The sequence below is a fragment of the Paraburkholderia sp. A1BS-2L genome (assembly GCF_051125205.1).
GTDB lineage: Bacteria > Pseudomonadota > Gammaproteobacteria > Burkholderiales > Burkholderiaceae > Paraburkholderia.
The window spans coordinates 696,930-723,176 of record NZ_CP120430.1; the positions used below are offsets into that span (position 1 = coordinate 696,930).

Genomic DNA, 26,247 nt, shown 5'->3' on the forward strand with positions numbered 1-26,247 from the left:
GGACCGGTTGATAGAGGCACGAGGATATGGGCGTGAACCCGGCGCTCTCGACCGTTATCCCGCTTGATGGGTTTCGCTTACAAAGACCAGGGTGCGAAATACGCCATGCTTGTCTCCCCACTGGCTGACCACCTGCACCAGAACCTCCGGCCCTGGCCCGCTTGCACGGCGCATATGACCGGTGATATTGAGCATCTTGAGCGTGCCGCGCGCCTCGGCAGACTTCATATGGTCGCGCAGGGACTTGCCGGTCGCTTCGTCGAACAGCGAAGCCAGCGGTTGCCGGGCCAGCGAGGCGGCTGTGAGCGCCGCCAATTCGGCAAGTTTGGCGTTCGCGCACAGGGTGTCACTGCCCGACTCCAGCCAGGCGATGCCCACCATCGGCTGATCGAATATCGCCCGCCAGCGATCTTCACTGCGCGCAAGAGACGCTTCGGCCTGCTTCTGCGAAGTAATGTCCTGATTGACTTCGATGGCGCCAATGATGCGCTCGTCGTCGTCCAGCAGCGGAATGGCCGACATGATAATCGAGCGTTGCTGCCCGTCGAAGGCGTCGATGTTGACGATTTCCCCCCGGCTAGCCTCGCCCGAGAGAATTGCGCGCGCCAGCGTCCAGCCCTCGCCGCCCACCTCCTTGCCCGTACTGTCCCAACGCCCGCTGTACTCGCCATAGCGGGCAAGTTCGACGAGTTTGGCACCGCCCCAGATGCGCTCCGCCTCCGGATTGGCGATGCGGATATGGCCGCTTTCGTCGGCGATCCACAAACCCACCGGAATCATTTCAATGACCTTGCGCATCATGTATTCGCTGCGCGTGAGGGCCTTTTCCATTGCCTTGCGCTGCGTGATATCGATGCATACGCCCACGACCTTGAGGGGCCGCCGCGCCGCGTCGTAGATGAGCTGGCTGCGACAGGAGAGCCAGCGCTCCTCGCCCTGTCCGTGTCCATCTCCCGCATCGGTGCCGGGCACACAGAAGTCCCATTCCTGAGTTTCGGCGCCATCGGCGAACTGCGCCACCAGGCGTTCGAGGGGAAGCGCCTCAAACGGGACGAGATTGGACCGCGTGGCTTCGACCGGTTTGCCGAAGATCTGCTCTGCACCAGGCGAGGTCGTCAGCTCCCGCGTCAGGACATGCCATTCCCAGGTGGCGATGCGCGCGGCGTCATAGGCGAGCTTCATGCGCGCTTCGCTGTCGATGATCTGGCCGAGGTACTTCTGCCGCAGGTCTTGCGCGCCGCTCTCGGGTACCAGGGTCTCCTGGAGATCCTGGATCGCCTCGTCGCCGTAGCGTAGCCAGACCCAGTTGACGTCCAGAAAAGCGGCAAGTGCACGCAGATTCGCGTATTCGATTTCTCCGCCATTGGTCCACCGGTGCACCGACGGCGTGGAGATGCCCAGCGACTTCGCGACTTGTGTGAGGGTGAGTTGCTTTTGCTGCAGCAATTCCTTCAGACGCTGACCAAACCCCGATGACTTCATCGTCTCCCGTCTCGCTTTGCCTGGAACTGAGATTCGTGGCGCTGGAGCACCCCAGTCGAGTGCCAGCGTCCTTTGTGCGCCGATCATAGCACGCAGCTATCGGCTACCTCTTTGTGAGTATTACTTTATACGCAATATATTACTTGACGAGAAATATTGCGACTTCTATAAATTCCACACGCGTTCTGACGGCGTCCAGGAACGTGCTGCAGAACACACAACCGGCAGTTCACCTTGGAGGAGACAACTCCCGTGGAAACCGCAAACGATCCCGTCATCAAAGAGGCGGGGGCATCCGATGATGCGTACGTCTCGACGTCTCACCCCGGCGGCGGGCAGGCCAGCCTGCACCGGGCCATCAGCTGGAAGGGCGCCTTCTGGGCGGCGAGCGGCGTGCCCGCGCTCGTCCTCTTCAACATTGGAGCGCTTGCTTCGACAGTCGGACAGCCAGCATGGCTGATCTGGATCGTGTCGATCCTGATGGGCTTCATCCAGTGCTTCACCTACGCCGAGATTGCCGGGCTGTTTCCACACAAGTCCGGAGGCGCGTCGGTGTATGGGGCAATCGCCTGGGTGCGTTACAGCAAGTTCATTGCCCCGATCTCCGTCTGGTGCAACTGGTACGCATGGTCACCCGTGCTCGCACTCGGTACGGGTCTCGCCGCGGGTTACATCCTCACGGCCCTGTTTCCGGCGAACTCGGCCATCAACACCTGGTCGCTTACGCTCATGCACCTCGACTTCATCGAGCACGGCCTGACGTTGCGGATCAATTCGATGGCCATCCTCGCCGCCCTCATCCTGCTGATTACCTTCGCGATCCAGCATCGCGGCATCTCGCAGGCGACGCGTACCCAAATGATTCTCGGCATCAGTTCGTTGTTGCCGCTCGTGCTGATCGGCATTGTGCCGATCATGAGCGGCGATATGCCGAGTACGCATTTTCTGCCGCTGCTGCCGCTGGCACGGGACGCGTCCGGCCATGTGGGCTTCGGCCACTACAACCTGGCCGGGATCACGCTGATGGCCGGCGGCATGTTCATTGCGGGCTGGGCCACCTATGGCTTCGAAACCGCGGTGTGCTACACCAGTGAATTCAAGGATCCGAAGCGCGACACCGTTCGGGCGATCGTCTACTCGGGCCTGCTATGCGTTGCCATCTTCACCCTGGTGCCGCTGGCGTTCCAGGGCTCGCTCGGGCTCGACAAGCTGCTCGACCCCGGGCTCTATGACGGCACCGCAGTCGGCGTCGTGATGGCGAAGATGATAGGCGGCGGCGCGCTCGTCACTAACGTGGTGGTTGCGATGCTGGTGCTCTCGCTGGTGCTCGCAGTGATGACCTCGATGATGGGTTCGTCGCGCACGTTGTACCAGGGCGCAGTCGACGGCTGGCTGCCCAGATACCTCGCGCGCGTCAACGAGCACGGCGCGCCGACGGCCGCCATGTGGACCGACCTGGCTTTCAACCTGGTGTTGCTGATGCTCTCGGACAACATCATGCTGCTCGCGATCGGCAACGTGGGCTACCTGATCTTCAACTTCCTCAATCTCCAGGCAGGCTGGATTCATCGCCTTGACCGGGGAAACTGGCCACGTCTGTACCGGGCGCGCGGATGGCTGCTGGCGCTCGGCGCGATCTTCGGTTTTCTCAACCTCGCGTTCATGGGCATGGGTGCCGATATCTGGGGGCCCGGCACGCTGCGTAACGGCCTGATATTCACATGCCTGATCGTGCCGGTGTTCCTGTTCCGCCACTATGTTCAAGACCGTGGCAAGTTCCCGGCCGCCTTCAGCCGCGATACCGATCTCGTGAACCGGGTCGGTGCACGCAGGCCCTGGCAGCCCTACGCAGCTCTCATTGTGGCGGCGCTGGTGGTGGCAGTGACCCATCACCTGGCAGTCTTGCCTTAAGTGTCTCCCGCCCGCATCGAGCGCAAGCGCGGCGGCGACGGCTTACCGATCGCACTCAACCGGAAAGGATTTTTCATGTCGAATGCGGAACATCTCGATGCAGCGGACACGCTCTGCGGCTATCGGAAGGTGCAGCATGCCGCGCGTCGGACGCTGGACGAAATCGTGCACTTCATTGCGCCGGGCGTCAGCGAAATCGACCTCGTGCGCAAATGCGACGAACTACAGCGCGCGGCGGGCGTAGACGACTACTGGTATCGCGCCTTGCCAGCGCTCGTGCTGGCCGGCGAGCATACCTGCCTCGCCATTTCGCGCGAGGCCTACGTGCCCGAAAGCGCCCCGCTCAAACACCACGACGTGCTGACCATCGACCTCAATCCGGCCATGAATGGCTACTGCGGCGATCTCGCGCGCACTTACTTCATCGAAGAAGGACAGGTGCGACGCGCACCGCACCGCGACGAGGAGTTTCTCGCCGGCGCCCACGCCCAGGCATCGCTGCACGCCCTGCTTCGGCGTGTGGCGACGCCCGACCTGCGTTTCGACGAGTTATACGGGATGGTGAAGGATGCCGCCGACCGGCTCGAATGCGAGCTGCTGGACTATCTCGGCCACAGTATGCAGGCCGATATGAGCGCGCTCGACTTCATCGCACCGAAGGTCACCCACACGCTCGGAGAGGTGGGCCTGTTCACCCTCGAACCGCAGCTTCGCGTCAAGGGCGGCCGCCATGGGTTCAAACACGAGAACATCTATTTCTTAGCCGGCGGCGTTTTGCATGAACTCTAGGAGCGGGAGCGCCACTTGTTTGAGGCCGGTCGATACCACCGTACAGCGCCCCCTGACGCTGGGGCCGCCGCGCAGTAGCACCCTGGAAGGCCGCGGCCGGCCGACCCGCCCGCGGCCCTGTCCGGTCAATGCGGCACCGATGGGATCATCCAGCTGAGCACGTGCTGCTGCAGGTACACAAGCACGCCGAGCACCAGCGTGAGGGCGATGCTGTGCCAGAAGGTACGCGCGAACACGACACCCTCCTGCCCCTTGAGGTCGGTCGTTGCCACGCCGGTCGCAATGTTCTGCGGCGAAATCATCTTGCCCATCACGCCACCCGAGGAGTTGGTCGCCGCCATCAGCACCGGGTCCAGGCCGAGCTGCTTTGCCGCCACCACCTGCAGGTTGCCGAACAGCGCGTTGCCCGACGTGTCGCTGCCCGAAAGGAATACCGCAACCCAGCCGAGCGTCGCCGAAACGAGCGGGAACAGCGCACCCGTGGACGCGACCCCCATCCCGAGCGTGTAGCTCATGCCCGAATAATTGAGCAGATAGGCAAGCGCCACGATCATCATCACCGTGACAATGGCAATGCGCGTCTGTTTCCAGGTCTGGGCGACACAGGCGACAAAGCCGCTGATCCCCACTCGCGTCCACACTGCGGTGATCGCCGCGGCAACGAGAATCGCCGTGCCGGTGCCAAGCGGCTGGAACGTCCAGATCGCGGCATAGGACTTGTGATAGAGCGTCATATAGACGGCGTTGTGAAGGCCGGGCCACTTGATGTTCGCCTGGCCAATCGACGCAATGCCCGCATGCACCCAGAAAATCACGACCACCGAAACGATGATCCACGGCAGCCAGCCGCCGTAGCCGATGCGATCGGCGTGGTTTGTGGCTCGCGTGGCACCGCGCGCGATCGCGAAGGCTGCGTCGGGTTCAGGCTTCCAGACTTTGAGGAAGCCGATGGTGACGATCAGCGAAGTCAGCGAGGACAGCACGTCTGTCAATTGATAGCCGAGAAAATTCGACGTGACGAATTGCGCGAGCGCGAAGCTGCCGCCCGACACGACGAGTGCCGGCCAGAGCTTGCCGATGGAGCGAATGCCGCCGTACATGGCGACCACATAGAACGGCAGCAGGAACGCGAAAAACGGCAACTGGCGGCCGACCATCGCGCCAAGCGTCTCGGGATGCAGCGACGTCACAGCGCCCAGCACGGTGATGGGCACGCCAAGCGCCCCGAATGCGACTGGCGCCGTATTGAAGATCAGCGTGAAACTGAGCGCCTCGATAGCGGGAAAGCCGAGGCCGATCAACAGCGCGCTCGTGATCGCCACCGGCGTGCCGAAGCCGGAGATGCCTTCGAGCAGGCAGCCAAACGAGAAGGCGACGACGAGCAGCACAAGGCGCCGGTCGTCGGGAAGATGATCGAGCATCCATTGGCGGAACTGGTCGAAGCGGCCCGACTTCACCGCGATGTTGTAGAGCAGCAGCGCGTTGACGACGATCCACATCACCGGTATCAGCGCGAGCGTCATGCCTGCGCCGACGGCATCGAACGCCAGGCCAGCGGGCATGCCCCACACGCCGATCGCGATGGCGAGGCCCGCGACCAGCCCCGCCAACGAGGCCTGCCACGCGGGCCGGCGCAGGATGCCGAGCATCGCAAGCGCAACTGCAATCGGAATGACGGCGACGACAAATGAAAGGGGCAGTGAGTTGCCGACAGGCGTCAGCGGCTGCGCGAACAGGGTTCCTGCGGGTAAAGCCAAACCTGAATTCACTATGTCTCCTATGTCCCGTTGACGGGACTTTTGTCTGTATGCTGCCGCGATGGCAATGGAGCCCCGTGCGGAGGACGCGGCAATCCCCCGCAGCGGACAAGAAAGCGATAACCAGGCAGACGCCAAAGCGTCTGCCTGGTTACTCAATCCGCGCGCTCATGGATATCCAGATTCATGCGGCAACGCACCGTGCGCCCGCACTGGCAATCTGCGCGTCCTGGTCGGACTTCACCCCCGATACGCCGACGGCCCCGACCACCACGGCACCGACGATGACCGGCACGCCGCCCTCCAGGGTCGTGCAAAGCGGCGCACTGAGAAAGGCGGTGCGGCCGCCGTTGACCATGTCTTCGTAGACTTTTGTCTCGCGACGGCCAAGCGCCGCGGTGCGCGCTTTCTCCTCGGCAATGTAGGCACTCAGCGGCGCGGCACCGTCCAGACGTGCGAGCGCGAGCGGGTGGCCGCCGTCGTCGACCACGGCGATCGCCACGGCCCAGCCGTTGCGCTGGGCCTCATCGCGAGCGGCTTCGAGAATCCGGTGCGCCTCGGCGGCACCGAGCACGGGTTTGGTCTGCATGTCAGTCAGGCTCTCTGTTGGGAAATCGGGGCAAGCAGGGATTCGACGAGCTCGATCCAATGCGTGACGGGCGTGCGGCCCGCGCTGTTCAGGTGCGTCTGGCAACCGATGTTGGCCGTCACGATCGCCTCCGGCTGGCCGGCCTCGAGCGCATCGAGCTTGTTATCGCGCAGTTGCTTCGCGATCTCGGGCTGCGTGAGCGAGTACGTTCCGGCCGAGCCGCAGCACAGATGGGCGTTCGCCACAGCGCTCAGATCGAAGCCGAGCCGGGTGAGCACGCCTTCGACGGCGCCGCCGAGCCGCTGCGCGTGCTGCAGCGTGCACGGGCAATGAAAGGCGATGCGCTGGCCGGTAGCGCGCGCGAACGCATCGAGCGGCTCCGCGGCGATCACCTCGACCAGGTCGCGCGCAAGCGCGCTCACGCGCCGGGCTTTGTCCGCATAGGCCAAATCGAAACGCAGCAGGTCGCCATATTCCTTCACGAAGGCTCCGCAGCCGCTCGCCGAGATGACGAGCGCCTCGGCGCCCGCTTCTATCGCGGGCCACCACGCGTCGATATTGCGCCGCGCGCGCGCGAGCCCCGCCTCCTGCGCGTTCAGGTGATATTCGTTGGCGCCGCAACAGCCGCTGCGCGGCGCGGGCGTCACGCTGATGCCAAGATGATCGAGCACGCGCGCGGCGGCCGCGTTCGTATTCGGAGCAAGCGACGGCTGCACGCAGCCTTCGAGCATCAGCACGCGGCGCGCATGGCGCACGGCGGGCCTCGGGCGTGCAGCGGGCGCCTGCGCGGGAATCTTCTCGCGCAACGTTTCAGGCAGGAGCCCGCGCACCGCCCGGCCCGCGCCGATCAATCCGGCGAATACGGCCGGCCGCGACACGCCGTGGCGCAGCCCTGCCCGCAGCCAGCGCTCGCGCGCCGGCCTCGCCGTGCGCCGCTCGACCTCGGCGCGCCCGATGTCGAGCAGCGCGTGATAGCGCACGCCCGACGGACAGGTCGTTTCGCAGTTGCGGCAGCTCAGGCAACGGTCAAGATGCAACTGGGTCTTTTCGGTGACCGGCTGCCCTTCGAGCACCTGTTTGATCAGATAGATGCGGCCGCGCGGCCCGTCGAGTTCGCTGCCCAGTAGCTGATAGGTCGGACAGGTTGCATTGCAGAATCCGCAGTGCACGCATGAGCGCAGAATCGACTCCGCCTCATCGGCGCGTGCAAGAGACTGCGCGGCTTCGCTCAGGTTGGTTTGCATGGTGAGGCATCCCTCAAAGGTCCGCGTAGAGGCGGCCCGGATTGAAAATCCCCTGCGGGTCGAGGCGGGCCTTCAGGCGCCGGTGCAACTGCATCAGCGCGGCGGGCAGCGGCTGGAACGGCGCGTCGGTCACGCGAGGCGTGAAGGCTGTCGCGTGGCCGCCGAGCTCGCGCGCGAGCCCGCGAATCTCATTCGCGCCGACGGCAGTCTTGAGCCAGCGCTGGGCACCGCCCCAGTCGAGGAGCACTTCGCCCGGAAGTGTCACGAGGGGCGCGGCAACGGGCAGCGACAGGCGCCAGAGCGGCCGCTCGTCCGCGAAGAACGGCAGCGAGAAGTCGCGCAGCCGGCTCCAGAACATGGCATCGGCCTCGGCGCCACCGATTGCCTCCAACGCGGCGCGCACGGAACCGGTGCCGCCTTCGAGCCGTAGCTGCAGCATGCCGTCGGCATGGCACGCACCGGTGATCGGCAGCCCCTCGCGGCGCCAGCGGATGAGCCGCTCGCGCGCCTCCTGCGCCGTGAGCTCGAGCGCGATATGGCGCGTCGCGCGCGGCCGGGGCAGCACCTTGAACGACACCTCGGTCACGAGCCCAAGACAGCCAAAGCTTCCCGCCAGCAGGCGCGAAACGTCATAGCCGGCGACGTTCTTCATCACCTCGCCGCCAAAGCGCAGGTGCCGCGCCTGCCCGGTGATCACGCGGCAGCCGAGCACGAAGTCGCGCACCGCACCGGCCCACGGGCGCCGCGCACCCGACAGGCCGGAGGCGAACACGCCACCCACCGTGGCCGCGCCGCCAAAGAGCGGCGCTTCGAACGGCAGCATCTGCCCCGCTTCGTCGAGTACCGACTCCACGTCGGCGAGCCGCGTACCCGCGCGCACCGTCATGACAAGCTCGGTCGGATCATAGTGAACGATGCCCCGGTGCCCGCGCGTATCGAGCACTCGCGCATCGACCGTGCGCCCCAGCCACACCTTGCTGTCGCCGCCGCGTATGCGCAGCGGCGTGCACGCGGCAAGCGCCGCTTCGACTTCGGCGATCAGCGCGGCACTGTTGTCCGTCGAATCCAGTTCGCGTCGCATCAAAACCGCTCCAGTTCGGGAAAAGGAAGTTGGCCACGGTGCACGTGCATCGCACCGAACTCGGCGCAGCGGTGCAGCGTGGGGATGTTCTTGCCTGGGTTGAGCAGCCCGGACGGGTCGAAGGCGGCCTTGACGGCGTGGAAATACTCGATCTCGTCGTGCTTGAATTGCACGCACATCTGGTTGATCTTCTCGCGACCCACGCCGTGCTCGCCCGTGATGCTGCCGCCCACCTCCACGCACAGTTCGAGAATGCGGCCGCCCAGTGCCTCGGCACGGTCCATTTCGCCGGGCTGGTTCGCATCGAACAGGATCAGCGGGTGCATGTTGCCGTCGCCCGCATGGAAAACGTTCGCGACCTTCAGGCCGTACTCTTCCGATAACGCGGCGATGCCTTCGAGAACACGCGGCAGTTCGCGCCGCGGAATCGTGCCGTCCATGCAGTAGTAGTCCGGCGAAATGCGCCCCACCGCGGGGAACGCGTTCTTGCGCCCGGCCCAAAAACGCTGTCTTTCCGACTCGTCGCGCGCCACGCGCAGCTCGCAGGCGCCCGACTCGCGCAGCAGCGCGCCGACGCGTTCGGCGTCTTCCTCGACGTCGTCGTGCGCGCCGTCGAGCTCGCACAGCAGAATCGCCTCCGCGTCCACCGGGTAGTCCGCGTGGATGAAATCCTCAGCCGCGCGGATCGCGAGGTTGTCCATCATTTCGAGGCCGCCAGGGATCACCCCCGCGCCGATGATCTTCGCCACCGCGCCGCCCGCAAGCGCGACGTCATCGAAGCTCGCCATGAGCGCCTTCACGCTCTGCGGCTTCGGCAATAGCTTCACGGTCACCTCGACGACCACCCCGAGCATGCCCTCCGACCCCGTAAAGAGCGCGAGCAGGTCAAAGCCAGGGCTGTCGAGGGCGTCGCCACCGAGCGTGACCAGCTCGCCCTCGATCGTGAGGATGTCGACTTTGAGGATGTTGTGGACAGTCAGGCCGTACTTCAGGCAGTGAACGCCCCCCGCGTTTTCCGCAACGTTGCCGCCGATCGAGCAGGCGATCTGCGAAGAGGGGTCCGGCGCGTAGTACAGGCCGTAGGGTGCGGCCGCCTGGGAGATCGCCAGATTACGCACGCCGGGTTGCACGCGCGCGATGCCCGCTTCGGTGTCGATGTCGAGAATCCGGTTGAATTTGGACATCACCAGCAAAATGCCCTTCTCGAGCGGCATCGCGCCACCCGAGAGCCCGGTGCCCGCTCCGCGCGCCACCACCGGTACACCGCGCGCCGCTGCCACCGTGAGCACCGCGCGCACTTCATCGACCGTGGACGGCAGCGCGACCATCAGCGGCACCGTCCGATAAGCGGCGAGGCCGTCGCATTCGAACGGGCGCAGATCCTCGCGTTCGGTAAGGAGTTCCAGCCCAGGCGCTGCCGTGCGCAGCGCCGCTGCGAGTTCGGCCCGATCGACAGCCGGCAGCGGGCCGTCGATCGCCTCGTCATACATAAAGCTCATTGCGTCGTCTCCAGCGCGGGGCGTCGCATGGCGCACCCGCAATTGCGAATTGGCGCAATTCTTCTGGGCGCGCGCCGGGCTGTCCAGAGCCTTCAGCACTGGTCACACCAGTTCTTTTTATGGGGCCCGCTTCCGGCCTGTATTTTTTAACTTTTCCTCAATAAATACATGGAGTTATGAGATACTCACCTCTCCCCGTGAAAAGTGGTCATACCAGTATGGAAGGCAAAGGCGAAATGGCTGGCGCACGGCGTGTTGCTGACGTCGTGGCCGAGCGCATCGAGAAGTTGATTGTCGACGGCGTGCTCAAAGTCGGGCAGGCGCTGCCCTCCGAGCGCCGCCTCACAGAAAAGCTCGGGGTTTCGCGCACGGCACTGCGCGAAGGCATGAAGGTGTTGCGCGCGCGCGGCATCATCGATACGAAGCACGGCAAGGGTTCGTTTGTCGCAAGCCTCACGCCGCAGGAGCACATCACGCCGATGATGCACCTGCTCGCGTCGCAGCCACGCACGCTCTACGACCTTTTCGAGGTGCGCGGCATGCTCGAGGCCGAAGCCGCCCGACTGGCGGCGCTGCGCGGCACCGAAGCCGATTTCATCCTCATCACGAGACGCTATGAGGAAATGAACGCCCCGGAAGCTCATAATTTACCGCCCGCCGAACGGGCGAGGCTCGATCACGCGTTTCACCGGGCAATCTACGAGGCGTCGCACAATCCCATCCTCGTCAATACGCTGCAGTCGCTCACCGACCTGCTACTGAGTTCGGTATTTGCATCCGTGAACAACCTGTACCACCGCGAGCCACACAAGAAACAGATCGATCGGCAACACGCCCGCTTCTATAACGCCGTGACGGGAAGATTGCCCGAGCAGGCACGCAGAGCGGCGAGCGAGCATATCCGCAGCGTCGTTGATTATCTTCGCGAAATCGAGAACGAAGAACAGCGGCTCGTGCGGGCAACGCTCCGGCTCGAGGGTTGGGCCTGAACCGCGGACAACGCTCATGCAGGCCACCGGCTTGGTGGCCTGGACAATGAGAACCAGGTGAGTATCCCCACGCTAAACGAGCACGGCTATGTGCGGGTGCCAAGCCTGCCGCACGAACATCTACGCGAGCAATCGCAAGGCATCGCCGAGCGACAACACCGTTGTGCGCGAATCGAATGCGGTGGCGAACAGATGTTCATGCACGAGCGGATCCGGGTCGTAACAACACTCCTTGACCGTGTACAGGCGGAAGTCCGCGTCGCTTGCATACGCGACCGAAGACAGCACGACACCGGTCGACGCGATGCCGACCATGATCAGCGAATTGATTCCTTTTGCCGAAAGCCGCACCTCCAGATCGGTGCCGAAGAATACGCTGGCGCGGTGCGCGACGATGAGCGGTTCATGGGCCTGCTGGCCCAATTCCGGCGCGGTCCGGTCATCGACAAAGCGGCGCAGTTGTTTGATGCCCTGTCCATTCTTGTTCAGCGGGCTGACTTCCGGATAGCCCGGACTGAACCGTAAGTTGGCGAAGTAAATTCCAACGCCTTTCGCCCGCGCGGCGTCGCAAAGTTTGCGCGTATTGGCCAGCAAGTCTGGCGCAACCGATGGAAAGAGCCCGAGAATATCGGTCTGGTAATGCATGACGACAAGCGCGGTTTGCGCCGGCGCGATTGCGTCCATTTGCGCATCTCCTTTAGGCCGATAAATAATACTTCATGCTGTCGTATCGATAACGATCATTCGCGTGGCCCGGTGCGCAGAGCTACCCAATTGAACGCGAATGCATCATTTGAGGCGCCGCAGGACCACTTCGGCCGTGCCACCGCTGGAAGCCGACGTCGTCCATTTGAGTGTGTCTCCGCTGATCACAAATGGCCGCTTTTGCTCGGCTCCATTCCAGTTCGGAAACGTGCTGGCGGCGACATGGAAAGTGATCGTCTTGTCAGCTTCGTCCACGGTGTATGTACCGAAGTGAGCGATCGATCCTTGCACGACGGACCTGTTTTCCTCGGGCGTGCCCTTCATCCGGTTGCCGGACTCAAACTTTGCGATGTCGGCGCGAGATGTCATCAGAATATAGTGCCCACGCCCGTCGAAGATCGCGAGTCCTTGCGGATTGGTGCCGAACATGGGTTGCCGGCTGCCGTCCGGGTGCACGGTATCGACCGATACGTAGGCCCACGTTCCGACGACCTGTTCATTCAGCGTTTCCGCTCGGGCGGCGACGCCTGTGTATGAAATCGTCATACCCAGCAACACCGCCAAAGTATGGCGGGTGAAAGCGCTCACTTGACTCATCACGCTTCTCCTCGAGAGTACGTTCGTCGTGTTTCCGCTGTTTCGAACACCGCAAAGATCGCTTATCGAGTGGCTTCAAGGTCACCTTGCAACGGATTAATCTCATCCGCAATGACCAGTATGGGACAACGCGCCTATGCGGACTATATTAGTTTTCATGCTGGTCAGCGCATTCGCTCGCGCGGCAACGATATTTCTCCCGATTCGCCCATTGGGCTGAAAGGAGCGGCAACCATGTCTGACAAGCAAGACAACCCATTGCGCACGAAGATCCTCGGCACCTGGCGCATGCACGCCTGGACGCGCCGGGTAGTCGATACCGGCGAGCTAACAGATGCACTCGGCCCGCATCCGTTCGGTTTCATCAACTACTCCGCGGACGGACGGGTGATGGTCTTCGTGCTCAAGAGCGGGCGCCTCGTACCCGCCTCAAGTCGGCCGACCAATGAAGAGAAAATCGCGCTCTTCGATTCGATGTTTGCCTACGTCGGAACATACGTCGTGGAATCCGATCGGGTTATTCATACCCTCGACGGCAGCTGGAACGAGCTTTGGACAGGCACGCAACAGATCCGCTTCATTACCCTTCAGGGAGCGCAACTCGTCTACCGCACGCCGGAAACCATTGATCCGATGGATGGCCAGCTCTGCACCTACGAGGTCACATTTTCCCGGGAATAAGGAAGCCCTTGCGACCCAGAAAGCGGAGTTTCACCGTTCGAGCGTATGGACAAACCGCGCGCCAACACCGCGGGGCCCACAAGCTCGCCCGCATGGTCTATTTCATGCTGACGCGCGGTGAAGCGTTCGTTGACCAGGGGCGACAGCGTTACGAGGAACAGCAAAGGCAGCGCAGCATCCCGGCCCTCAGGCGACATGCCTCCGCCGTCGGATTCCAGCTCCAGTAGTCCTCCCGCGCGCGTAAGGACTGCCCCAATGATTCCGAAACGCAAGACTGTCAATAATTACAGGCGGATGGTCCAGTCACGCGCCTCGCCGCGTGCTTGCAGCAACTTCCTAACGATCACGATACAGCAATCCCCAGACCACTAGCACGCGCTTTGGCTATCGCGTAAACCGCGTTCAGCAACGGTGCCGACTGTTTCACTTCGCCCGCGATTGACACAACACTTCCAAGAATCGCTTCCAGCTCGATCGGCTTCCTGGCCTCCCAGTCCTGGAGCATCGATGTTTTGACGTGTCCGAGCCGGCGAGTCAGCGCGATCCGTTGTTTCGGCTCTACGGTTAGGTCTATCCCGATCCTACCTCCTAAATCGATTGCTTCTTGCATCATGGATTCGAAAAGCGCATTAATGTTCGGGTCGTCAATGAGCTCATCCGTTGCACGCTCAGCTAGCATGCTAACCGGATTGAAGCAAAGATTTCCGAGTAGTTTCAACCATATCTCGTTGCGGATGTCGCGAACAGCGGTGGCGTCAAATCCTGCGTCGCTCATGGCTTCCGCGATCATCTTTATCCGCTCGCTGGACGCACCGAACGGCTCTCCGAACGCGACGCGGTTTCCAGAAGCATGCCTCACTACGCCCGGCTCTAACGTCGAGCAGGACGGGAATACAACGCAGCCTACAATCTGGTCAATCGGCAGCGCCGCTTCGAGGCGTCCCTCGGGATCCACGGCTTCCAGGCGCAATCCCGAGAGCGGAACAGACTCCGAGAGGAAAAACCACCAGGGAACGCCATTCAGTGCTGGAATGACAATGGTGTTTGGGCCGATTAAGGGCTTGGCCTGTTGAGCCGCTTTCGGTAGTGCGGGAGACTTAACGGTAAAGATCACAACGTCCTGTTCCCCAAGAACCTCCGCGTTATCGCTTGCCTTGGGCCGGGTGTGAATCGTCTGCCCATCACTTTGTAGAGTCAGCCCCCGGTTATCAATCGCAAAAAGCGTTGCGCCGCGTGCGACCACACTTACATCGTGACCGGCTTTCGCCAGGCGTGCGGCAAAGAAGCCGCCGATTGCGCCGGCGCCCACTACACAAATTCGCATGTTCTTCCTTTCCTTAAAGCGCCGCAGTACTCGCTGCTATTAAAAATGTACCGGAGTGCTTCAGGCGATGTTACCAACGATTCCTTACTCGTATGAGCCGGCTTGGCGTTCGTCTTGAAGAGTCGTCAGGATTTCCGGGAGTTTAGAAAGGGCATTTTGAGTAAGCCCCTCATAGACGCTGTTGCCATGCACGTCTATCCCAACAGTCAGCGGACCGAGGTTTTCGACTCTTACTTTAACTAGCCGGTAGTGCGTGATGAGATCTTTCCAATACACGCCTGTGACTTCGCGGATCGCTTCAGACAGCAATGCGCAACCACCTCCCAGGAACGATAGGTATATACACCCAGCCTCCTTCATGGCTTGAACGCTTTCGAGATCAAGCCCGCCCTTACCACCAGTGAGACGCAAGCCAAGCCCACGAATCAATGTTGGCATGTATTGGTTGAAGCGCGTACTGGTCGTGGGGTTGAGATACAGCATCTCGTACCCATCATCATTTTCACGGGTCATGCTTCCTACGTGAAAAAGCGTGCCACCAGAGAAGTCGAGCGGAAGTGGCTTTTTGTCGTTGACGAACTCCGTGAGGCGCTGATAGGTGGGAAGCCCAGCCGATACGACAATCTCTCCGCTCAAATAGACGAGGTCACCTACCGATAGATCCCGTACTGAGCTGTCGTCGAGCGGCAGATGAAGATGGTGTGTCTTGAGCATGATTTATCGTCCTATTCAATTACCGTGACTTCGCCGTCGTTGCTGATACGCACCCGCGTACGACGATCGATCCAGCAATTGAAGCACACGGCTACAGGGGTGAATCCATGTCCTGCGGCGTAATTGATGTGGACCGCCATGGCAGTGGTATCGCCACCGGTACCCATAGGACCAAAACCCGTAGAGTTGATCGCCTTTAGCAGGCGCTCTTCCATAGTGGCCAGAATCGGCTCAGGATTTTCTTCCTCCATCCGGCGAAACGTAGCTTCCTTGGCCATCTTGGCGGCATAGTCAAAACTTCCGCCAATTCCCACGCCTACAACCACAGGCGGACAAGCCTGTGAGCCAGCGCGAATGACCGTGTCCAGAATGAACTTCTCGATGGTCTCCAAGGATGGGAACGTAAAGATCTCGAGAGCCGCCCAACGCCCGGATCCTAACGCTTTAGGAGAGCAGGTGATATCAATGTAGTCGGCGTCGTCAATGACGTCGAACGTGATAATTGGCATATCCTTACCCTCGTAACTGCGCTCGAGAGTGAGGGGATTCGTTATATGCTGCAGTAGCGGAGGGTTAATTGTGTTGGTCAGTTCCTTGAACCCGTCACGAATTGCTTTTTTGACACTTCCCTCGAAAGTCACTTGTGATCCGATTCGCACGAGGTAGGCGGGAAAGCCCGCATCCGAGCATACGAAGTGGTTGCGTGATTCTGCAGCCTCGGCGCTCTTGAGCATGATGGTCAGCGTATTTCTGGCAACTTCGCTGCGTTCTCGTGTGTGGGCAGCGCTGAGAGCGCGCCTGGCATCTTCCGGGACCCGTCTGAGCGAGCGGTCATACATCTGCGCCGTCACTGCTTTCAACTGATCGTATGAGATCGCCACGATCTTCTCCTTTCTTTCGGGTATTTGTTGCTTAAAGTTTCCGCTCGAAAACCGCTTACGCTCGATTTACTATGCCAGGCCGCATGTTGCATACCGGACCATGCTGTATCTGAGCGTCTTCATGCCGTCGTCAGAACTTGTGACGCAGGCCGATACGTACCATGGTAACGCTGTCCGATGAGGATGGCGTCAGAACGTTGATGGCCGCAACCGCCTTATGGTTTGTCGAATCGACACCTGAGGCGTGCTGATAGACGGCCGTTAAATAAACGTCCGTTCTCTTGGACAAGAAGTAGTGCGTGCTGGCCTCGGCTTGGTGGTAAGTCGCCCCTTCATTGACGTTGTTCGAGCTACCCTTGGTGTAGTCGTAAGCAACGCCCGCCATCCACGCAGGCGTGATGTGATAGCTGAAGTTCACCTCGGCGTTGTTGAATGTCGCATTTCCCGCATATCGGCTCGGGTTTGGCCCAGAGGTCGTATCGCCCATGTCACGGAATCTGATATTTGAATACGTTGCGCCGAAAGTGGCGGCGCCGTATGTGTATGACGCGCCTGCACCGATGTCCTGATAGGAATGCGCCGAGAGGAAACCGCGATAAACGGGCGATGTTGCATTGGCCACGGTGGCCGTTGCAGTCGTCGCGGAGTTGCCTCCGAACAAGCTCGTGTTGGGGTTCCGGGCATTGAGATAGGCGACACCGAGGGAGAGCGGGCCGCGCGTGTAACCGGCGCCGAATGACCAAATCTGATTACGCGTCACGTCACCAGCTACACCTCCGAGACTGTACGTGCCGCCGAATGAGAAGCCAGCGTAGTCCGCACTCCTGAACTTCATCGCGTTATTGCTTCGGAAGCTGTAATTGAAGTTGTCAAGGTCACCCGGATGGGCCGAGACGTAGCCGCCCCACTGGTTGCTCACTGAGTACTGACCCAGGAAGTCGGTGAGCGCGTCATACTGTCGGCCGAATGTCACGGTACCGTACGTGCTGGAGAGCCCGACATAGGCTTGCCGGCCGAACATCAGGCCCCCTTGGCCGAGTCGCCCGTTCGTGATGTCGAATCCATTTTCCAGCCGGAAGATCGCTTTAAGCCCCCCGCCGAGATCCTCGCTTCCTGAAAGTCCGAACCGACTTCCCTGATTAACGCCGCTCACCATGGCAAACAGGCGTCCGCCATTGGCGTTCGACTGATAGTTGAAGCCGGCATCAACAATGCCGTAGAGCGTAACGCTGCTTTGACCATACGCGGCAGTGGCGAAGGCGCTGAGCGCCGCGAGCGCGCAAAGCGAGCAGGAATGCTTTTTCATTAACAGTCTCCAAGGTTTGGTTTTATATGGGCGTGGGCAAGCCTCCGCCATCAGAGAGACCGAAAAGCGGTGCCTCACGTTGATAGTTACGTAATGGTGTTGTGAAGCGATGCCGAGGATCGATCCTCGGCTCTGCGGGGCTGCTCAGACGTTTTTCGTCTTGTTCGGCGTGTCGTGACGACCCACCGCGACGACAGTAACGGCGCCAATCAGCATCAGGGCTGCAAGGTAATACTGGCCCGCGGCGAGCGTGTGTGTGGTCTGGTTGAGCCAGCCGATGATGCCAGGGCTGACGAGGCTGCCAAGTCCAGCAAGCGTGCTGATCAACGCAATCCCACCCGCGGCGGCTTCTTTGCTCAGATAGAGGCTGGGCATGGACCAGAACGGTCCCATTGCGGAAAACGTACCGGCTGCGGTCACGATCAATGCGACGACCGACAGCGCAGGATTTGCCGACACTAGCGGCAGAGCGGCCCAGCCCACCGCTGCGACCAGACCAGAAAGCGCGGCGTGCCAGCGGCGCTCCTTGCGCGCGTCGGAGTGTCGAGCCACGAGGTACTGACAGACGAAGCCAGCGATGAAGGGGAGCGACGACAATACGCCGATCGTCCACACATCGGTAATACCAGTTCGGTTGATGATTGTAGGCAACCAGAAGAAAACGTTCGACGCGCCGGCGAGGAGCGCGACACCCATTCCTGTCAACAGATAAAAACGAGGCGAGAGCAGCGCCTTTCCGAAGGACTTGTGGGCGTTGACGCTGCTCGCCTCGCGGTCGGCACGCAAATCGCGCTCAATGACGGCGACCTCGTCCGACGAGAGCCATGGCGCATTAGCTGGCGTATCATGCAGCCGCCGCATCACGACGAAGATCAGCAGCAACGGCGGCATACCTTCAATCAGAAAAAGCCATCGCCAGCTGTGCAGCCCAGCAACACCATCCATCGTGTGCATGATGATGCCCGACAGTGGGCCGCCGATCACACCCGCAATAGGAATGGAGGCCATGAAGAGGGCGGTAAAGCGTGCCCGGCGGGAGACCGGCACCCAGTAGGTGAGGTAAAGCAGAATGCCGGGGAAGAGTCCTGCCTCGGAAGCGCCGAGCAGAAAGCGCCAAAGATAATAGCCGTTCTGACTGTTCATGGCGGCCAGCCCGGCCGAACACACTGCCCAAAGAACCATGATCCTGAGAAATGTCTTTCGGGCGCCGATTTTTGCTAGCAGCATGTTGCTCGGAATCTCGAAGAGCATGTATCCGGCGTAAAAGATGCCGGCCCCAATTCCGAACACTGTCTCAGAAAGCCCCAAGTCGCGCAGGAAGCTCAGCTTCGCGAAGCCGACATTGGAGCGATCGATAAAAGCAACGATGTACAGCAGCATGAGAAGCGGCATTAAGCGCCAGAGCAGCTTCTTATAGACGGCGTTTTCCGTCGTAATACCAGCGGATAGGTTGCCAGTCGGCGAGGTGGATGTCTGGATGGTCACTGCTGTCTCCGTCTTTGAACAGGCTCGATGCGAGCAAGCGCACTCGGTAGCCGAATTAGAGACCTTGGACATATAAAAGTCAATAACATGACCTATAGGGTTTTTACGGGCGGTGTCGGGGCCCAGAAACAGACAAAATACGACGCATGGATCGTGACGTACGTTGAAACGACAACGAGTCGTCACGCGAACTATCGATTGGAATGGGAAAAGATCATGAGTGGACCCCTCTCTCACGTCAGAGTGCTCGACCTCAGCCGCATCATGGCTGGCCCCTGGAGTGGCCAGATCCTTGCGGACCTCGGCGCCGACGTCATCAAGGTGGAACGCCCCGAAGTCGGGGACGACACCCGCAGTTGGGGGCCGCCGTTCCTGAAAGCAAGCGATGGTACGTCGTCGAAGGAGTCAGGCTATTTTCTGTCCGTGAATCGGGGCAAACGCTCGGTCGCAGTTGACCTGGCGACCCCTGAGGGACAGGAAACCGTACGTGCGTTGGCGGCGCAGTGCGACGTTGTGCTTGAGAACTTCAAGGCCGGCGCCCTGAAGCGTTATGGCCTTGCCTACGACGACTTGAAGGCAGTCAGGCCGGACCTGATCTACTGCTCGATCACGGGTTTTGGTCAAGATGGCCCGAAGTCGGAAAACGCCGCCTACGACTTTATGATTCAGGCGATGGGCGGGCTGATGAGCGTGACGGGCGAGCGTGACGACGAACCGGGGGGCGGCCCGCAAAAGGTTGGCGTGCCGATCGTCGACATCATGACGGGCATGTACGCAACGGTCGGCATTCTCGCCGCGCTCGCAAGGCGCAACGAAACGGGCGAAGGCGAGTACATCGATGTGGCGATGCTCGACGTTCAGGTCGCGTTTCTCGCCAATCAGGCGATGAACTATCTTGTCTCGGGCAAGACGCCGGCTCGCAACGGCAACAAGCATCCGAACATCCAGCCGCAGGACGTGTTCAAGTGCCGGGATGGCTATCTGGTCCTCGCGGTTGGTAACGACGGCCAGTTCCGCAAATTCTGCGACGTCATCGCGCGTTCCGAACTGGCTGACGACGAGCGCTTTGCGACCAATGCCCAGCGCGTGCGTAACCTTCCGGCGCTGCTCGCGATCATTCGCGAAGCGCTGCTTAAAGACGACCTCGCGGTCTGGCTCGCCAAACTCGATGCCGCCACGGTGCCGTGTGGGCCGATCAATACGATTCCAATGGTTTTCGAAGACGCTCAGGTCAAGCACCGCGAGATGCTGCGCCATCTTCCTCATCCGGTCTCCGGCACAGTGCCTCAGGTGGTGAGCCCGATTCGGCTGCGCAATGCACCGTTGAGCTTCGACCGCGCACCCCCGACGCTCGGGCAGCATACGGACCAGGTGTTGAGTGAACTTGGCATTACGCGCGCGTGAAGCGGGCGATGCAGACCAAATGACATTAATTTGCAAGGACTGAACGTGGCACGCATTCCCCTTTTTTCTCCCGAATCGATGACTGCCGAACAGGAGCGCGTCTATCGGGCCGTCGTCGACGGACCACGCGGGACGGTCGTCGGCCCCTTGCGCGCTGCGCTTCATCGCCCCGAGCTGGCTGACCGCTGGCAACGCTTTGGAGAAATCCTGCGTTACGGGACAACCTTGCCGGCGCGATTGAATGAACTGGCGATCGTTGTCACGGCGCGTCGCTGGAACAGCCAACTCGAATGGCATATACACGCCGAGGCAGCCCTGCGTGCCGGTCTGAGCCAAGCCGTGCTGGACGCAATCAGGACAGGCGCCCAGCCAGCATTTGATGACGCGGAAGAAGCTGATATTTACGAATTCGCGCGACAGCTGCAACAGACCGGCAATGTCGATGAGGAGGTCTACCAGCGTGTCATGCATCGATGGGGCAACGTCGGTGTAGTTGAGCTTGGAGCGGTGATTGGTTACTACACGCTCGTGTCGATGACGCTCAACGTCCACCAGATCCCGTTGCCCGACGATGTGTCGCCGCCGCTCGCGCCCCTGCCCCATACGAACGGATCAGGCGAGGCGCTGCCAACTCTTGCGCGTTGTTCCTTGTCATGTCCGCCATCCGATGCGGAAGCCGGAAACGGGGACGAATCTGCTTTCCCGTCTGGTCGGACAGCCGAAAAAAGTCAGTAGGCTAGACTACCAGTTCTTTGGATTAAACTATGAGGGCTCGCGGGCGCGGGCTGCTCTCGGCAGTCGCGCTGGAAGAGCCACTTGACATCATCCGGAGTTGGAATGAGCACAGAGGCGGCCCTGAAGGAACCAGCCATTGATTTCAGCCTGAGCGGGGTAGCCCGCTACATCCAGCTTGCGACGCTCTTCAGGAGGCGCATTGAGTCGGGTCAATGGGGTGTCGGCACGCAGATTCCGACAGTCGATGAACTGGCCGAAGAATGCGCCGTCGCTCGCGCCACGGTCCGGCAGGCGCTTGACATCCTCGAGGAGGACAAGCTCATCGAACGCTTTCGGGCCAAGGGTACCTTCGTCACTCAGAAGCCACAGAGCCAGCTCTGGTGCGAGGTGCCTACCGACTTGTCCGGCCTGCTGCTCGCCGCGGAGGGGGCCAGCATCGAATTGCTGAAGTCCGAAAAGGGCGTCATGCCCACCAACATCCTGCACACCGGCGGCAAGCTCGCCCCTTCCTATCACCACTGGCGCCGACGCCATTCACGCGAAGGCCAACCCTATTATCTCGGCGATGCGTATATTGACGAGCGCCTGAGCCGCCGCATCCCGAAGTCCGCGTTCAAGCAGTACACGACCATGCGAATCCTGCGCGATATGCCAGACCTCAAGCTTCAGGAGATTCGCCAGACAATTACGATCGGCACCGCCGACATGGAATTATCGCGGATGCTGCAGATCCCGCTCAATGCGCCTGTTGCTCATGCCTATCGCACTGCAACCGATGCTGATGGAAACATCGTTTTCGTAGGCAACGGCGTGTATCGGGGCGATGTCATCCGCCTGGATATTAAGGTCACTCTCTAAGTCTTATACGGGGCGCCGCCAGGCGCGGCGCTCGCAGTCCTCGTATCAGTGTTTTCACCCATGAGTTTTTCGGTGCCATTAGGTCAAAAGGCCATATAATTGCCCTAACACGAAAGCAGGTCGTATCGCTGCACAATGACCTGGCCGAGTTTCGTGTGTTCCTCAACGCTCCTCAAGGACAAGCACATGAAACTGCATTGGTCGCCGCGCTCGCCGTTCGTCCGCAAGGTGATGGTATGCGCGTACGAGGCGGGTATCGTCGACAAGTTCGAATGCGTGCGTTCTCCAGTGGCAATGGATAAACCCAACCTCGATCTATTGCCCGACAACCCGTTGAGCAAGTTGCCTACGCTCGTTCTCGACGATGGATTCGCTCTGTTCGACTCATCGGTCATCTGCGAATACCTCGACACGTTGCACGCTGGTGCGAAGCTCTTTCCGGTCGAGGGTCGCGAGCGCTTCGTCGCGCTGCAACAACAGGCTTTTGCTGACGGCTTGCTCGACGTGTTGCTGCTCTGGCGCCAGGAGCGCAACAAGCCTCAGCCGCAACAGCGCCCGGAGTGGCTCGCAGCTTTCAAGGTTAAGTCGACTGCGTCGCTCGATGCGTTGGAGAAACTGGCGCCTCAATTACGGCTTGACGCGATCCAGATCGGTGATATCGCCATAGCTTGCGTACTCTCCTACTACGACTTCCGCCTGCCCGATGCGCAATGGCGCAACGGCCATCCGATGCTCGCAGCGTGGCATGCGCGATTCGCCGAGCGCGACTCGATGCGCCGCACCGAACCTGGCGATGGGGAGTGAAGCCATGAGCGTTTTTATGGATCCCCTGCGCCCCGTGGAGGTCGTGCCCGCGCGGATGCCGAGTGCACCGAGTCTGCCGCTTCCCGAGGACGCCTGCGATGCGCATTCGCATGTTTTCGGTCCGTACCGGGATTTTCCGTTTGCGACACCGTCCAGTTACCCGCCGCCGCTCGCGCCTTCAACCACCTATTTCGCCATGCTGGACACAATTGGCGCCAGACGCGGCGTGCTCGTTCAGCCGGCGCCGTACGGCACCAACAATGAGGCGCTCGTGGCGGCGCTCAAGGCGGGTGCCGGAAGGATTCGCGGCGTCGCAGTCGCACAGCGAGATGTGACCGAGGATGAGTTGCAAAACCTCCATAACAGTGGCGTACGCGCACTGCGTTTTAATGAAATGCCGAGTCCGCAGACGGGTAAACCGTTCGCGGGCAGTGTCGGGCTGGAGGTTGCGCTGTCGCTTGCGAGCCGCATGAAGGCACTCGATTGGCACGCTCAGGTTTGGGCGCAATGCTCCGACGTTCCCACCATTACTGAGAACCTCCAGCGGGCGGGATTGTGCGTGGTCTTCGAACACATGACGTGTTTCGATCCATCGCTCGGGACCAGCCATCACGACTTCCGGAACATCCTCGCACTGCTGCGCGAGGGACGCATCGGCGTAAAACTGGCTCTGTGTCGGGTGTCGAGGCGAGCCCCGCACTATGAGGATCTGCGTCCATTCCACGATCTGATGGTCGAAGCGAACGCGCAACAGCTCGTATGGAGTTCAGACTGGCCTTACGTCCGAATGGGCGATGCTGCGCCGGACGTGGCCGACTTGCTGGATACATTCCATGACTGGGTGGATGACGCTTCGTTGCGTAAGACCATCCTTGTCGATAACCCCGCACGCATTTACCGGTTTGACGCTTGATTGCACTAGTCACTTCCCGAAAGGCAACCCATGTCACTGATTCTTGAAAAGCGCGATGGCGTCGCGATCGTTACCATTGACCGGCCGCCGGTCAACGCACTCACCCTCGCGCTCTATGGCGAAATCGCCGATGTGTTCGAAAGCCTCGGTAATGAACTCGATGTCCATTGCGCCATCTTCACCGGTGCGGGCAATCGCGCTTTTTGCGCAGGCCTGGACCTGAACGAATTCTTGAGCGCAACACCCGAGCAGGACCCCGAACGCGCGGCCATCGTGCGCAGGACGTTCTCCGCCGTCTACCGTTGCCCGATTCCCGTCATCGCCGCTGTCAACGGTCCGGCGCTTGGTGCCGGTTCCGTACTGGCCACAGTGTGCGACATTCGCATCGCTGCGAGCAATGCACGTTTTGGCACGCCCGAGATCAACGTGGGCCGCTGCGGTGGTGCGGCTCATCACGGCCGCCTTATTCCGCAGGGCGCGCTGCGTCGAATGTATTTCACGGGCGAACCGATCGGAGCGCAGGAAGCGTTCCGGCTGGGACTGATCGATGAAGTCGTTGAGCCCGAAAACCTGATGCCCGCGGCGCTGAAGCTCGCAGCGAAGATCGCCGCCAAAAGCCCGCTCGGATTACGTTACGCAAAGCAGGCGCTTAACGACATCGAATCGATGCCGCTCGAAGCCGCTTACGAGCACGAGCAGGGTTACAGCACAAAGCTCATGTACACCGAGGATGCGCGCGAAGCGACGCGGGCATCGGTAGAGAAGCGGCCGCCGGTCTTCAAGGGCCGATAATCTACTGACATTGAGGCTCTTATGGACACGTCAGATTCGGGTATCGCAGAAAACGTGCGCTGCGAACGTCCTGAGCCCTCAGTCAATCGTAGCGGGGATCAGAGCCCTGTTGCCGAGATCCTCCTGATCGACGCCAAGTGTCAGATTGCATGCGGTTATGCCTGTTGTATCAGGTGTGGGCCAGGGGCGAGCGGCGTGCCCGGTCGTGGGACGCAGTGCGGCCACAACCGGGCAGCCAGCGAATTCCGCGAGGCGGATCTCGAAACCGCCGCGTTCACGATCTTCCTTCACCCGCGCGGGCTCGGGTGCGCGGCGGCAATCGACGATCATCTGAACCGCGGACGCAATATGGACGCACGCACGCCGGCCTCCCAGTGTACGAGCGCCCTGCTGTCGAGCGGTGCGCATCGAACACAGCACGATGCCCCGCCCATTCAGCCGGTCTATGACGCCAAATCGGCGCATCAAGGCGATGGCTTGAAGTAATGCTGCGCCAACGCAACCCAATACCGGACGCCGGCCGAAATGATGTCGTCGTTGAAATCGTATCTTGGGTGATGCAGTGCCGGCGCGGCCGCGCCGTCCCGCGTATTGCCGATCAGCACGTAAGCGCCCGGCCGCTCCTCCAGCATGAAGCCGAAGTCTTCGGACGTCATATTCGGCGGCACGTCGCGGTACAGGCGCTGGTCTCCGAACGTGTCGCGAATCACCGCTTCGCACAGCGCCGTCTCGGCTGGCGTGTTGACCGTGGCCGGGTAGTACTGAAAAAACTCCACGTCGACCAGCGCGCCATGAGCCGCGGCTAGCCCCTCGCACGCAAGCTGGACGTTGCGCTGCAGCTTCTGCTGCAACTCGGACGACAGCGTGCGAATCGTGCCGCGCAACTCGGCAGTGTCCGGAATGACGTTGTCCGTCGTACCCGCATGGAACATACAGACGGAAATGACGGCCGGATCGACGGGATCCTTGTGTCGCGCGGCGATGGTCTGACACTGCAGCACCATCGCGCACGCGAGCGGTACCGGATCGATGCCCAGATGCGGCTGCGCTGCATGCGCGCCCTTGCCCGTTACCGTAATCCTGAAGCGGGAGCCCGCGGCCATGATCGGGCCGGTGCGCAGCCCGAAATGCCCGGCGGGCAAGCCGGGCCAGTTGTGCATGCCAAACACCGCTTCGGTGGGATATTGCTCGAACAGGCCGTCGTCGATCATCTTGCGGGCGCCCGCGCCGCCCTCTTCTCCGGGCTGAAACACGAAATGAACGGCGCCCGGCAATTGCGGCAGTTCCTTCAGGATGCGCGCGGCGCCCAGCAACATGACGGTATGGCCGTCATGCCCGCACGCGTGCATGATCCCGTGCGTGCACGATGCGTGCGCGAAGTCGTTGGCTTCGCGGATTGGTAACGCATCGAGATCGGCGCGCAGCACGATGCCGCGGCCCGGATCCGCACCGCTCAGGCTCGCGACGACACCCGTGCCGCCCAGCCCGCGCGACACCGAATACCCGAGCGCTTCAAGCTCGCGAGCGACGACGCCGGCCGTTCTGTGCTCCTCGAACCGCAGCTCGGGATGCGCATGCAGATCGCGGCGCAGTCCGGCCCAGTGCGCTTGATGCGCGCTCAGCGACATTTCGGAATCAACGGAGTCTTCCAATTTAGGCACCTTCGGAAAGTCGATGGCTTACATCCTGTACTGTCGGCGCCTTTGC

Annotated in this window: 25 protein-coding genes and 1 pseudogene; 12 read left to right on the forward strand and 14 right to left on the reverse strand. The window is 61.3% G+C overall.

From position 1 onward, the window contains the following. Nucleotides 1-54: 54 nt before the first annotated feature. Nucleotides 55-1,482, reverse strand: coding sequence for a PAS domain S-box protein (locus tag P5W98_RS27710; protein WP_421027911.1), 1,428 nt, complete (start codon nucleotides 1,480-1,482; stop codon nucleotides 55-57). 252 nt (nucleotides 1,483-1,734) lie between these two features. On the opposite strand from P5W98_RS27710, the gene P5W98_RS27715 reads away from it, so the two are divergent. Both P5W98_RS27715 and P5W98_RS27720 read left to right on the forward strand, forming a co-directional pair. After that, entirely contained in the window at nucleotides 1,735-3,393 is a 1,659-nt protein-coding gene (locus P5W98_RS27715; protein ID WP_421027912.1) for an APC family permease, read from the forward strand. A 75-nt stretch (nucleotides 3,394-3,468) separates the two neighbouring features. After that, nucleotides 3,469-4,182: a M24 family metallopeptidase gene (locus P5W98_RS27720; RefSeq protein ID WP_421027913.1), complete on the forward strand. Its 714-nt coding sequence runs from the start codon at nucleotides 3,469-3,471 to the stop codon at nucleotides 4,180-4,182. A gap of 125 nt (nucleotides 4,183-4,307) precedes the next feature. Here the strand turns inward: P5W98_RS27720 and P5W98_RS27725 are convergent, their stop codons facing one another. From P5W98_RS27725 to glcD, 5 genes are all read right to left on the reverse strand, one after another. Further along, nucleotides 4,308-5,951, reverse strand: coding sequence for an L-lactate permease (locus P5W98_RS27725; protein WP_421027914.1), 1,644 nt, complete (start codon nucleotides 5,949-5,951; stop codon nucleotides 4,308-4,310). Between the two features lie 172 nt (nucleotides 5,952-6,123). Next, nucleotides 6,124-6,528, reverse strand: a complete 405-nt coding sequence (locus tag P5W98_RS27730) for a heme-binding protein (RefSeq protein WP_421027915.1) — start codon at nucleotides 6,526-6,528, stop codon at nucleotides 6,124-6,126. 5 nt (nucleotides 6,529-6,533) lie between these two features. Beyond that, on the reverse strand, nucleotides 6,534-7,772 hold the full coding sequence (gene glcF / locus P5W98_RS27735) for a glycolate oxidase subunit GlcF (RefSeq protein ID WP_421027916.1): 1,239 nt from the start codon (nucleotides 7,770-7,772) through the stop codon (nucleotides 6,534-6,536). A gap of 13 nt (nucleotides 7,773-7,785) precedes the next feature. Continuing rightward, nucleotides 7,786-8,853, reverse strand: coding sequence for a glycolate oxidase subunit GlcE (glcE, locus tag P5W98_RS27740; RefSeq protein WP_421027917.1), 1,068 nt, complete (start codon nucleotides 8,851-8,853; stop codon nucleotides 7,786-7,788). Then, entirely contained in the window at nucleotides 8,853-10,352 is a 1,500-nt protein-coding gene (gene glcD, locus P5W98_RS27745) for a glycolate oxidase subunit GlcD (protein WP_421027918.1), read from the reverse strand. The genes glcE and glcD overlap by 1 nt, the downstream gene beginning before the upstream one ends. A 236-nt stretch (nucleotides 10,353-10,588) precedes the next feature. On the opposite strand from glcD, the gene glcC reads away from it, so the two are divergent. Beyond that, entirely contained in the window at nucleotides 10,589-11,341 is a 753-nt protein-coding gene (gene glcC, locus P5W98_RS27750; RefSeq protein WP_421027919.1) for a transcriptional regulator GlcC, read from the forward strand. A 120-nt stretch (nucleotides 11,342-11,461) separates the two neighbouring features. Here glcC and P5W98_RS27755 read toward each other — a convergent pair whose 3' ends face one another. Continuing rightward, nucleotides 11,462-12,025, reverse strand: a complete 564-nt coding sequence (locus P5W98_RS27755; protein ID WP_421027920.1) for an isochorismatase family cysteine hydrolase — start codon at nucleotides 12,023-12,025, stop codon at nucleotides 11,462-11,464. Between the two features lie 105 nt (nucleotides 12,026-12,130). After that, complete coding sequence (locus tag P5W98_RS27760; protein WP_421027921.1) at nucleotides 12,131-12,643, reverse strand: lipocalin-like domain-containing protein; 513 nt, start codon at nucleotides 12,641-12,643, stop codon at nucleotides 12,131-12,133. A gap of 234 nt (nucleotides 12,644-12,877) precedes the next feature. On the opposite strand from P5W98_RS27760, the gene P5W98_RS27765 reads away from it, so the two are divergent. Beyond that, nucleotides 12,878-13,324 carry a lipocalin-like domain-containing protein gene (locus tag P5W98_RS27765; protein ID WP_421027922.1) on the forward strand — a complete coding sequence of 149 codons (447 nt, stop codon included), beginning with the start codon at nucleotides 12,878-12,880 and terminating at the stop codon, nucleotides 13,322-13,324. A gap of 42 nt (nucleotides 13,325-13,366) precedes the next feature. Next, a pseudogene (locus P5W98_RS27770) lies at nucleotides 13,367-13,551 on the forward strand (IS110 family transposase); the annotation flags it as partial. A gap of 116 nt (nucleotides 13,552-13,667) precedes the next feature. On the opposite strand, the gene P5W98_RS27775 reads toward P5W98_RS27770, so the two are convergent. The 5 genes from P5W98_RS27775 to P5W98_RS27795 all read right to left on the reverse strand — a co-directional run bounded on the left by P5W98_RS27775 (nucleotide 13,668) and on the right by P5W98_RS27795 (nucleotide 19,034). After that, a complete protein-coding gene (locus tag P5W98_RS27775; protein WP_421027923.1) occupies nucleotides 13,668-14,648 on the reverse strand; it encodes a ketopantoate reductase family protein in 981 nt (326 codons plus the stop codon). Between the two features lie 84 nt (nucleotides 14,649-14,732). Further along, nucleotides 14,733-15,362, reverse strand: a complete 630-nt coding sequence (locus tag P5W98_RS27780; RefSeq protein WP_421027924.1) for a fumarate hydratase C-terminal domain-containing protein — start codon at nucleotides 15,360-15,362, stop codon at nucleotides 14,733-14,735. Between the two features lie 11 nt (nucleotides 15,363-15,373). After that, nucleotides 15,374-16,243 carry a fumarate hydratase gene (locus P5W98_RS27785; protein WP_421027925.1) on the reverse strand — a complete coding sequence of 290 codons (870 nt, stop codon included), beginning with the start codon at nucleotides 16,241-16,243 and terminating at the stop codon, nucleotides 15,374-15,376. Nucleotides 16,244-16,373: 130 nt separating this feature from the next. Further along, nucleotides 16,374-17,549 (reverse strand): porin, encoded by a 1,176-nt coding sequence (locus P5W98_RS27790; protein ID WP_421027926.1) that lies wholly within the window; start codon nucleotides 17,547-17,549, stop codon nucleotides 16,374-16,376. 144 nt (nucleotides 17,550-17,693) lie between these two features. Continuing rightward, nucleotides 17,694-19,034, reverse strand: a complete 1,341-nt coding sequence (locus P5W98_RS27795; RefSeq protein ID WP_421027927.1) for an MFS transporter — start codon at nucleotides 19,032-19,034, stop codon at nucleotides 17,694-17,696. A gap of 216 nt (nucleotides 19,035-19,250) precedes the next feature. On the opposite strand from P5W98_RS27795, the gene P5W98_RS27800 reads away from it, so the two are divergent. The 7 genes from P5W98_RS27800 to P5W98_RS27830 all read left to right on the forward strand — a co-directional run bounded on the left by P5W98_RS27800 (nucleotide 19,251) and on the right by P5W98_RS27830 (nucleotide 25,026). Continuing rightward, on the forward strand, nucleotides 19,251-20,438 hold the full coding sequence (locus P5W98_RS27800) for a CaiB/BaiF CoA transferase family protein (RefSeq protein ID WP_421028049.1): 1,188 nt from the start codon (nucleotides 19,251-19,253) through the stop codon (nucleotides 20,436-20,438). A gap of 45 nt (nucleotides 20,439-20,483) precedes the next feature. Then, nucleotides 20,484-21,173, forward strand: coding sequence for a carboxymuconolactone decarboxylase family protein (locus tag P5W98_RS27805; RefSeq protein WP_421027928.1), 690 nt, complete (start codon nucleotides 20,484-20,486; stop codon nucleotides 21,171-21,173). A gap of 102 nt (nucleotides 21,174-21,275) precedes the next feature. Beyond that, the gene (locus P5W98_RS27810) at nucleotides 21,276-22,031 is read left to right on the forward strand and encodes a GntR family transcriptional regulator (protein WP_421027929.1); all 756 of its coding nucleotides are present in this window, start codon (nucleotides 21,276-21,278) and stop codon (nucleotides 22,029-22,031) included. A 186-nt stretch (nucleotides 22,032-22,217) separates the two neighbouring features. Next, entirely contained in the window at nucleotides 22,218-22,835 is a 618-nt protein-coding gene (locus tag P5W98_RS27815; protein WP_421027930.1) for a glutathione S-transferase N-terminal domain-containing protein, read from the forward strand. Nucleotides 22,836-22,839: 4 nt separating this feature from the next. Beyond that, the gene (locus tag P5W98_RS27820) at nucleotides 22,840-23,748 is read left to right on the forward strand and encodes an amidohydrolase family protein (protein WP_421027931.1); all 909 of its coding nucleotides are present in this window, start codon (nucleotides 22,840-22,842) and stop codon (nucleotides 23,746-23,748) included. A 30-nt stretch (nucleotides 23,749-23,778) separates the two neighbouring features. Next, a complete protein-coding gene (locus P5W98_RS27825; protein ID WP_421027932.1) occupies nucleotides 23,779-24,540 on the forward strand; it encodes an enoyl-CoA hydratase-related protein in 762 nt (253 codons plus the stop codon). A gap of 21 nt (nucleotides 24,541-24,561) precedes the next feature. Next, a complete protein-coding gene (locus P5W98_RS27830) occupies nucleotides 24,562-25,026 on the forward strand; it encodes a hypothetical protein (RefSeq protein WP_421028059.1) in 465 nt (154 codons plus the stop codon). On the opposite strand, the gene P5W98_RS27835 is transcribed toward P5W98_RS27830, so the two are convergent. Then, nucleotides 25,005-26,168 (reverse strand): M20 aminoacylase family protein, encoded by a 1,164-nt coding sequence (locus P5W98_RS27835; protein WP_421028050.1) that lies wholly within the window; start codon nucleotides 26,166-26,168, stop codon nucleotides 25,005-25,007. The genes P5W98_RS27830 and P5W98_RS27835 overlap by 22 nt on opposite strands. Nucleotides 26,169-26,247 lie beyond the last annotated feature (79 nt).

What these genes read in the sequence shown, in the direction of transcription:
- P5W98_RS27710 (WP_421027911.1), bottom strand. Translation starts at nt 1,482, where the DNA reads ATGAAGTCATCGGGGTTTGGTCAGCGTCTGAAGGAATTGCTGCAGCAA.
- P5W98_RS27720 (WP_421027913.1), top strand. Translation starts at nt 3,469, where the DNA reads ATGTCGAATGCGGAACATCTCGATGCAGCGGACACGCTCTGCGGCTAT.
- P5W98_RS27730 (WP_421027915.1), bottom strand. Translation starts at nt 6,528, where the DNA reads ATGCAGACCAAACCCGTGCTCGGTGCCGCCGAGGCGCACCGGATTCTC.
- glcF (WP_421027916.1), bottom strand. Translation starts at nt 7,772, where the DNA reads ATGCAAACCAACCTGAGCGAAGCCGCGCAGTCTCTTGCACGCGCCGAT.
- glcE (WP_421027917.1), bottom strand. Translation starts at nt 8,853, where the DNA reads ATGCGACGCGAACTGGATTCGACGGACAACAGTGCCGCGCTGATCGCC.
- glcD (WP_421027918.1), bottom strand. Translation starts at nt 10,352, where the DNA reads ATGAGCTTTATGTATGACGAGGCGATCGACGGCCCGCTGCCGGCTGTC.
- glcC (WP_421027919.1), top strand. Translation starts at nt 10,589, where the DNA reads ATGGCTGGCGCACGGCGTGTTGCTGACGTCGTGGCCGAGCGCATCGAG.
- P5W98_RS27755 (WP_421027920.1), bottom strand. Translation starts at nt 12,025, where the DNA reads ATGGACGCAATCGCGCCGGCGCAAACCGCGCTTGTCGTCATGCATTAC.
- P5W98_RS27760 (WP_421027921.1), bottom strand. Translation starts at nt 12,643, where the DNA reads ATGAGTCAAGTGAGCGCTTTCACCCGCCATACTTTGGCGGTGTTGCTG.
- P5W98_RS27765 (WP_421027922.1), top strand. Translation starts at nt 12,878, where the DNA reads ATGTCTGACAAGCAAGACAACCCATTGCGCACGAAGATCCTCGGCACC.
- P5W98_RS27775 (WP_421027923.1), bottom strand. Translation starts at nt 14,648, where the DNA reads ATGCGAATTTGTGTAGTGGGCGCCGGCGCAATCGGCGGCTTCTTTGCC.
- P5W98_RS27780 (WP_421027924.1), bottom strand. Translation starts at nt 15,362, where the DNA reads ATGCTCAAGACACACCATCTTCATCTGCCGCTCGACGACAGCTCAGTA.
- P5W98_RS27790 (WP_421027926.1), bottom strand. Translation starts at nt 17,549, where the DNA reads ATGAAAAAGCATTCCTGCTCGCTTTGCGCGCTCGCGGCGCTCAGCGCC.
- P5W98_RS27800 (WP_421028049.1), top strand. Translation starts at nt 19,251, where the DNA reads ATGAGTGGACCCCTCTCTCACGTCAGAGTGCTCGACCTCAGCCGCATC.
- P5W98_RS27810 (WP_421027929.1), top strand. Translation starts at nt 21,276, where the DNA reads ATGAGCACAGAGGCGGCCCTGAAGGAACCAGCCATTGATTTCAGCCTG.
- P5W98_RS27815 (WP_421027930.1), top strand. Translation starts at nt 22,218, where the DNA reads ATGAAACTGCATTGGTCGCCGCGCTCGCCGTTCGTCCGCAAGGTGATG.
- P5W98_RS27820 (WP_421027931.1), top strand. Translation starts at nt 22,840, where the DNA reads ATGAGCGTTTTTATGGATCCCCTGCGCCCCGTGGAGGTCGTGCCCGCG.
- P5W98_RS27825 (WP_421027932.1), top strand. Translation starts at nt 23,779, where the DNA reads ATGTCACTGATTCTTGAAAAGCGCGATGGCGTCGCGATCGTTACCATT.
- P5W98_RS27830 (WP_421028059.1), top strand. Translation starts at nt 24,562, where the DNA reads ATGGACACGTCAGATTCGGGTATCGCAGAAAACGTGCGCTGCGAACGT.
- P5W98_RS27835 (WP_421028050.1), bottom strand. Translation starts at nt 26,168, where the DNA reads ATGTCGCTGAGCGCGCATCAAGCGCACTGGGCCGGACTGCGCCGCGAT.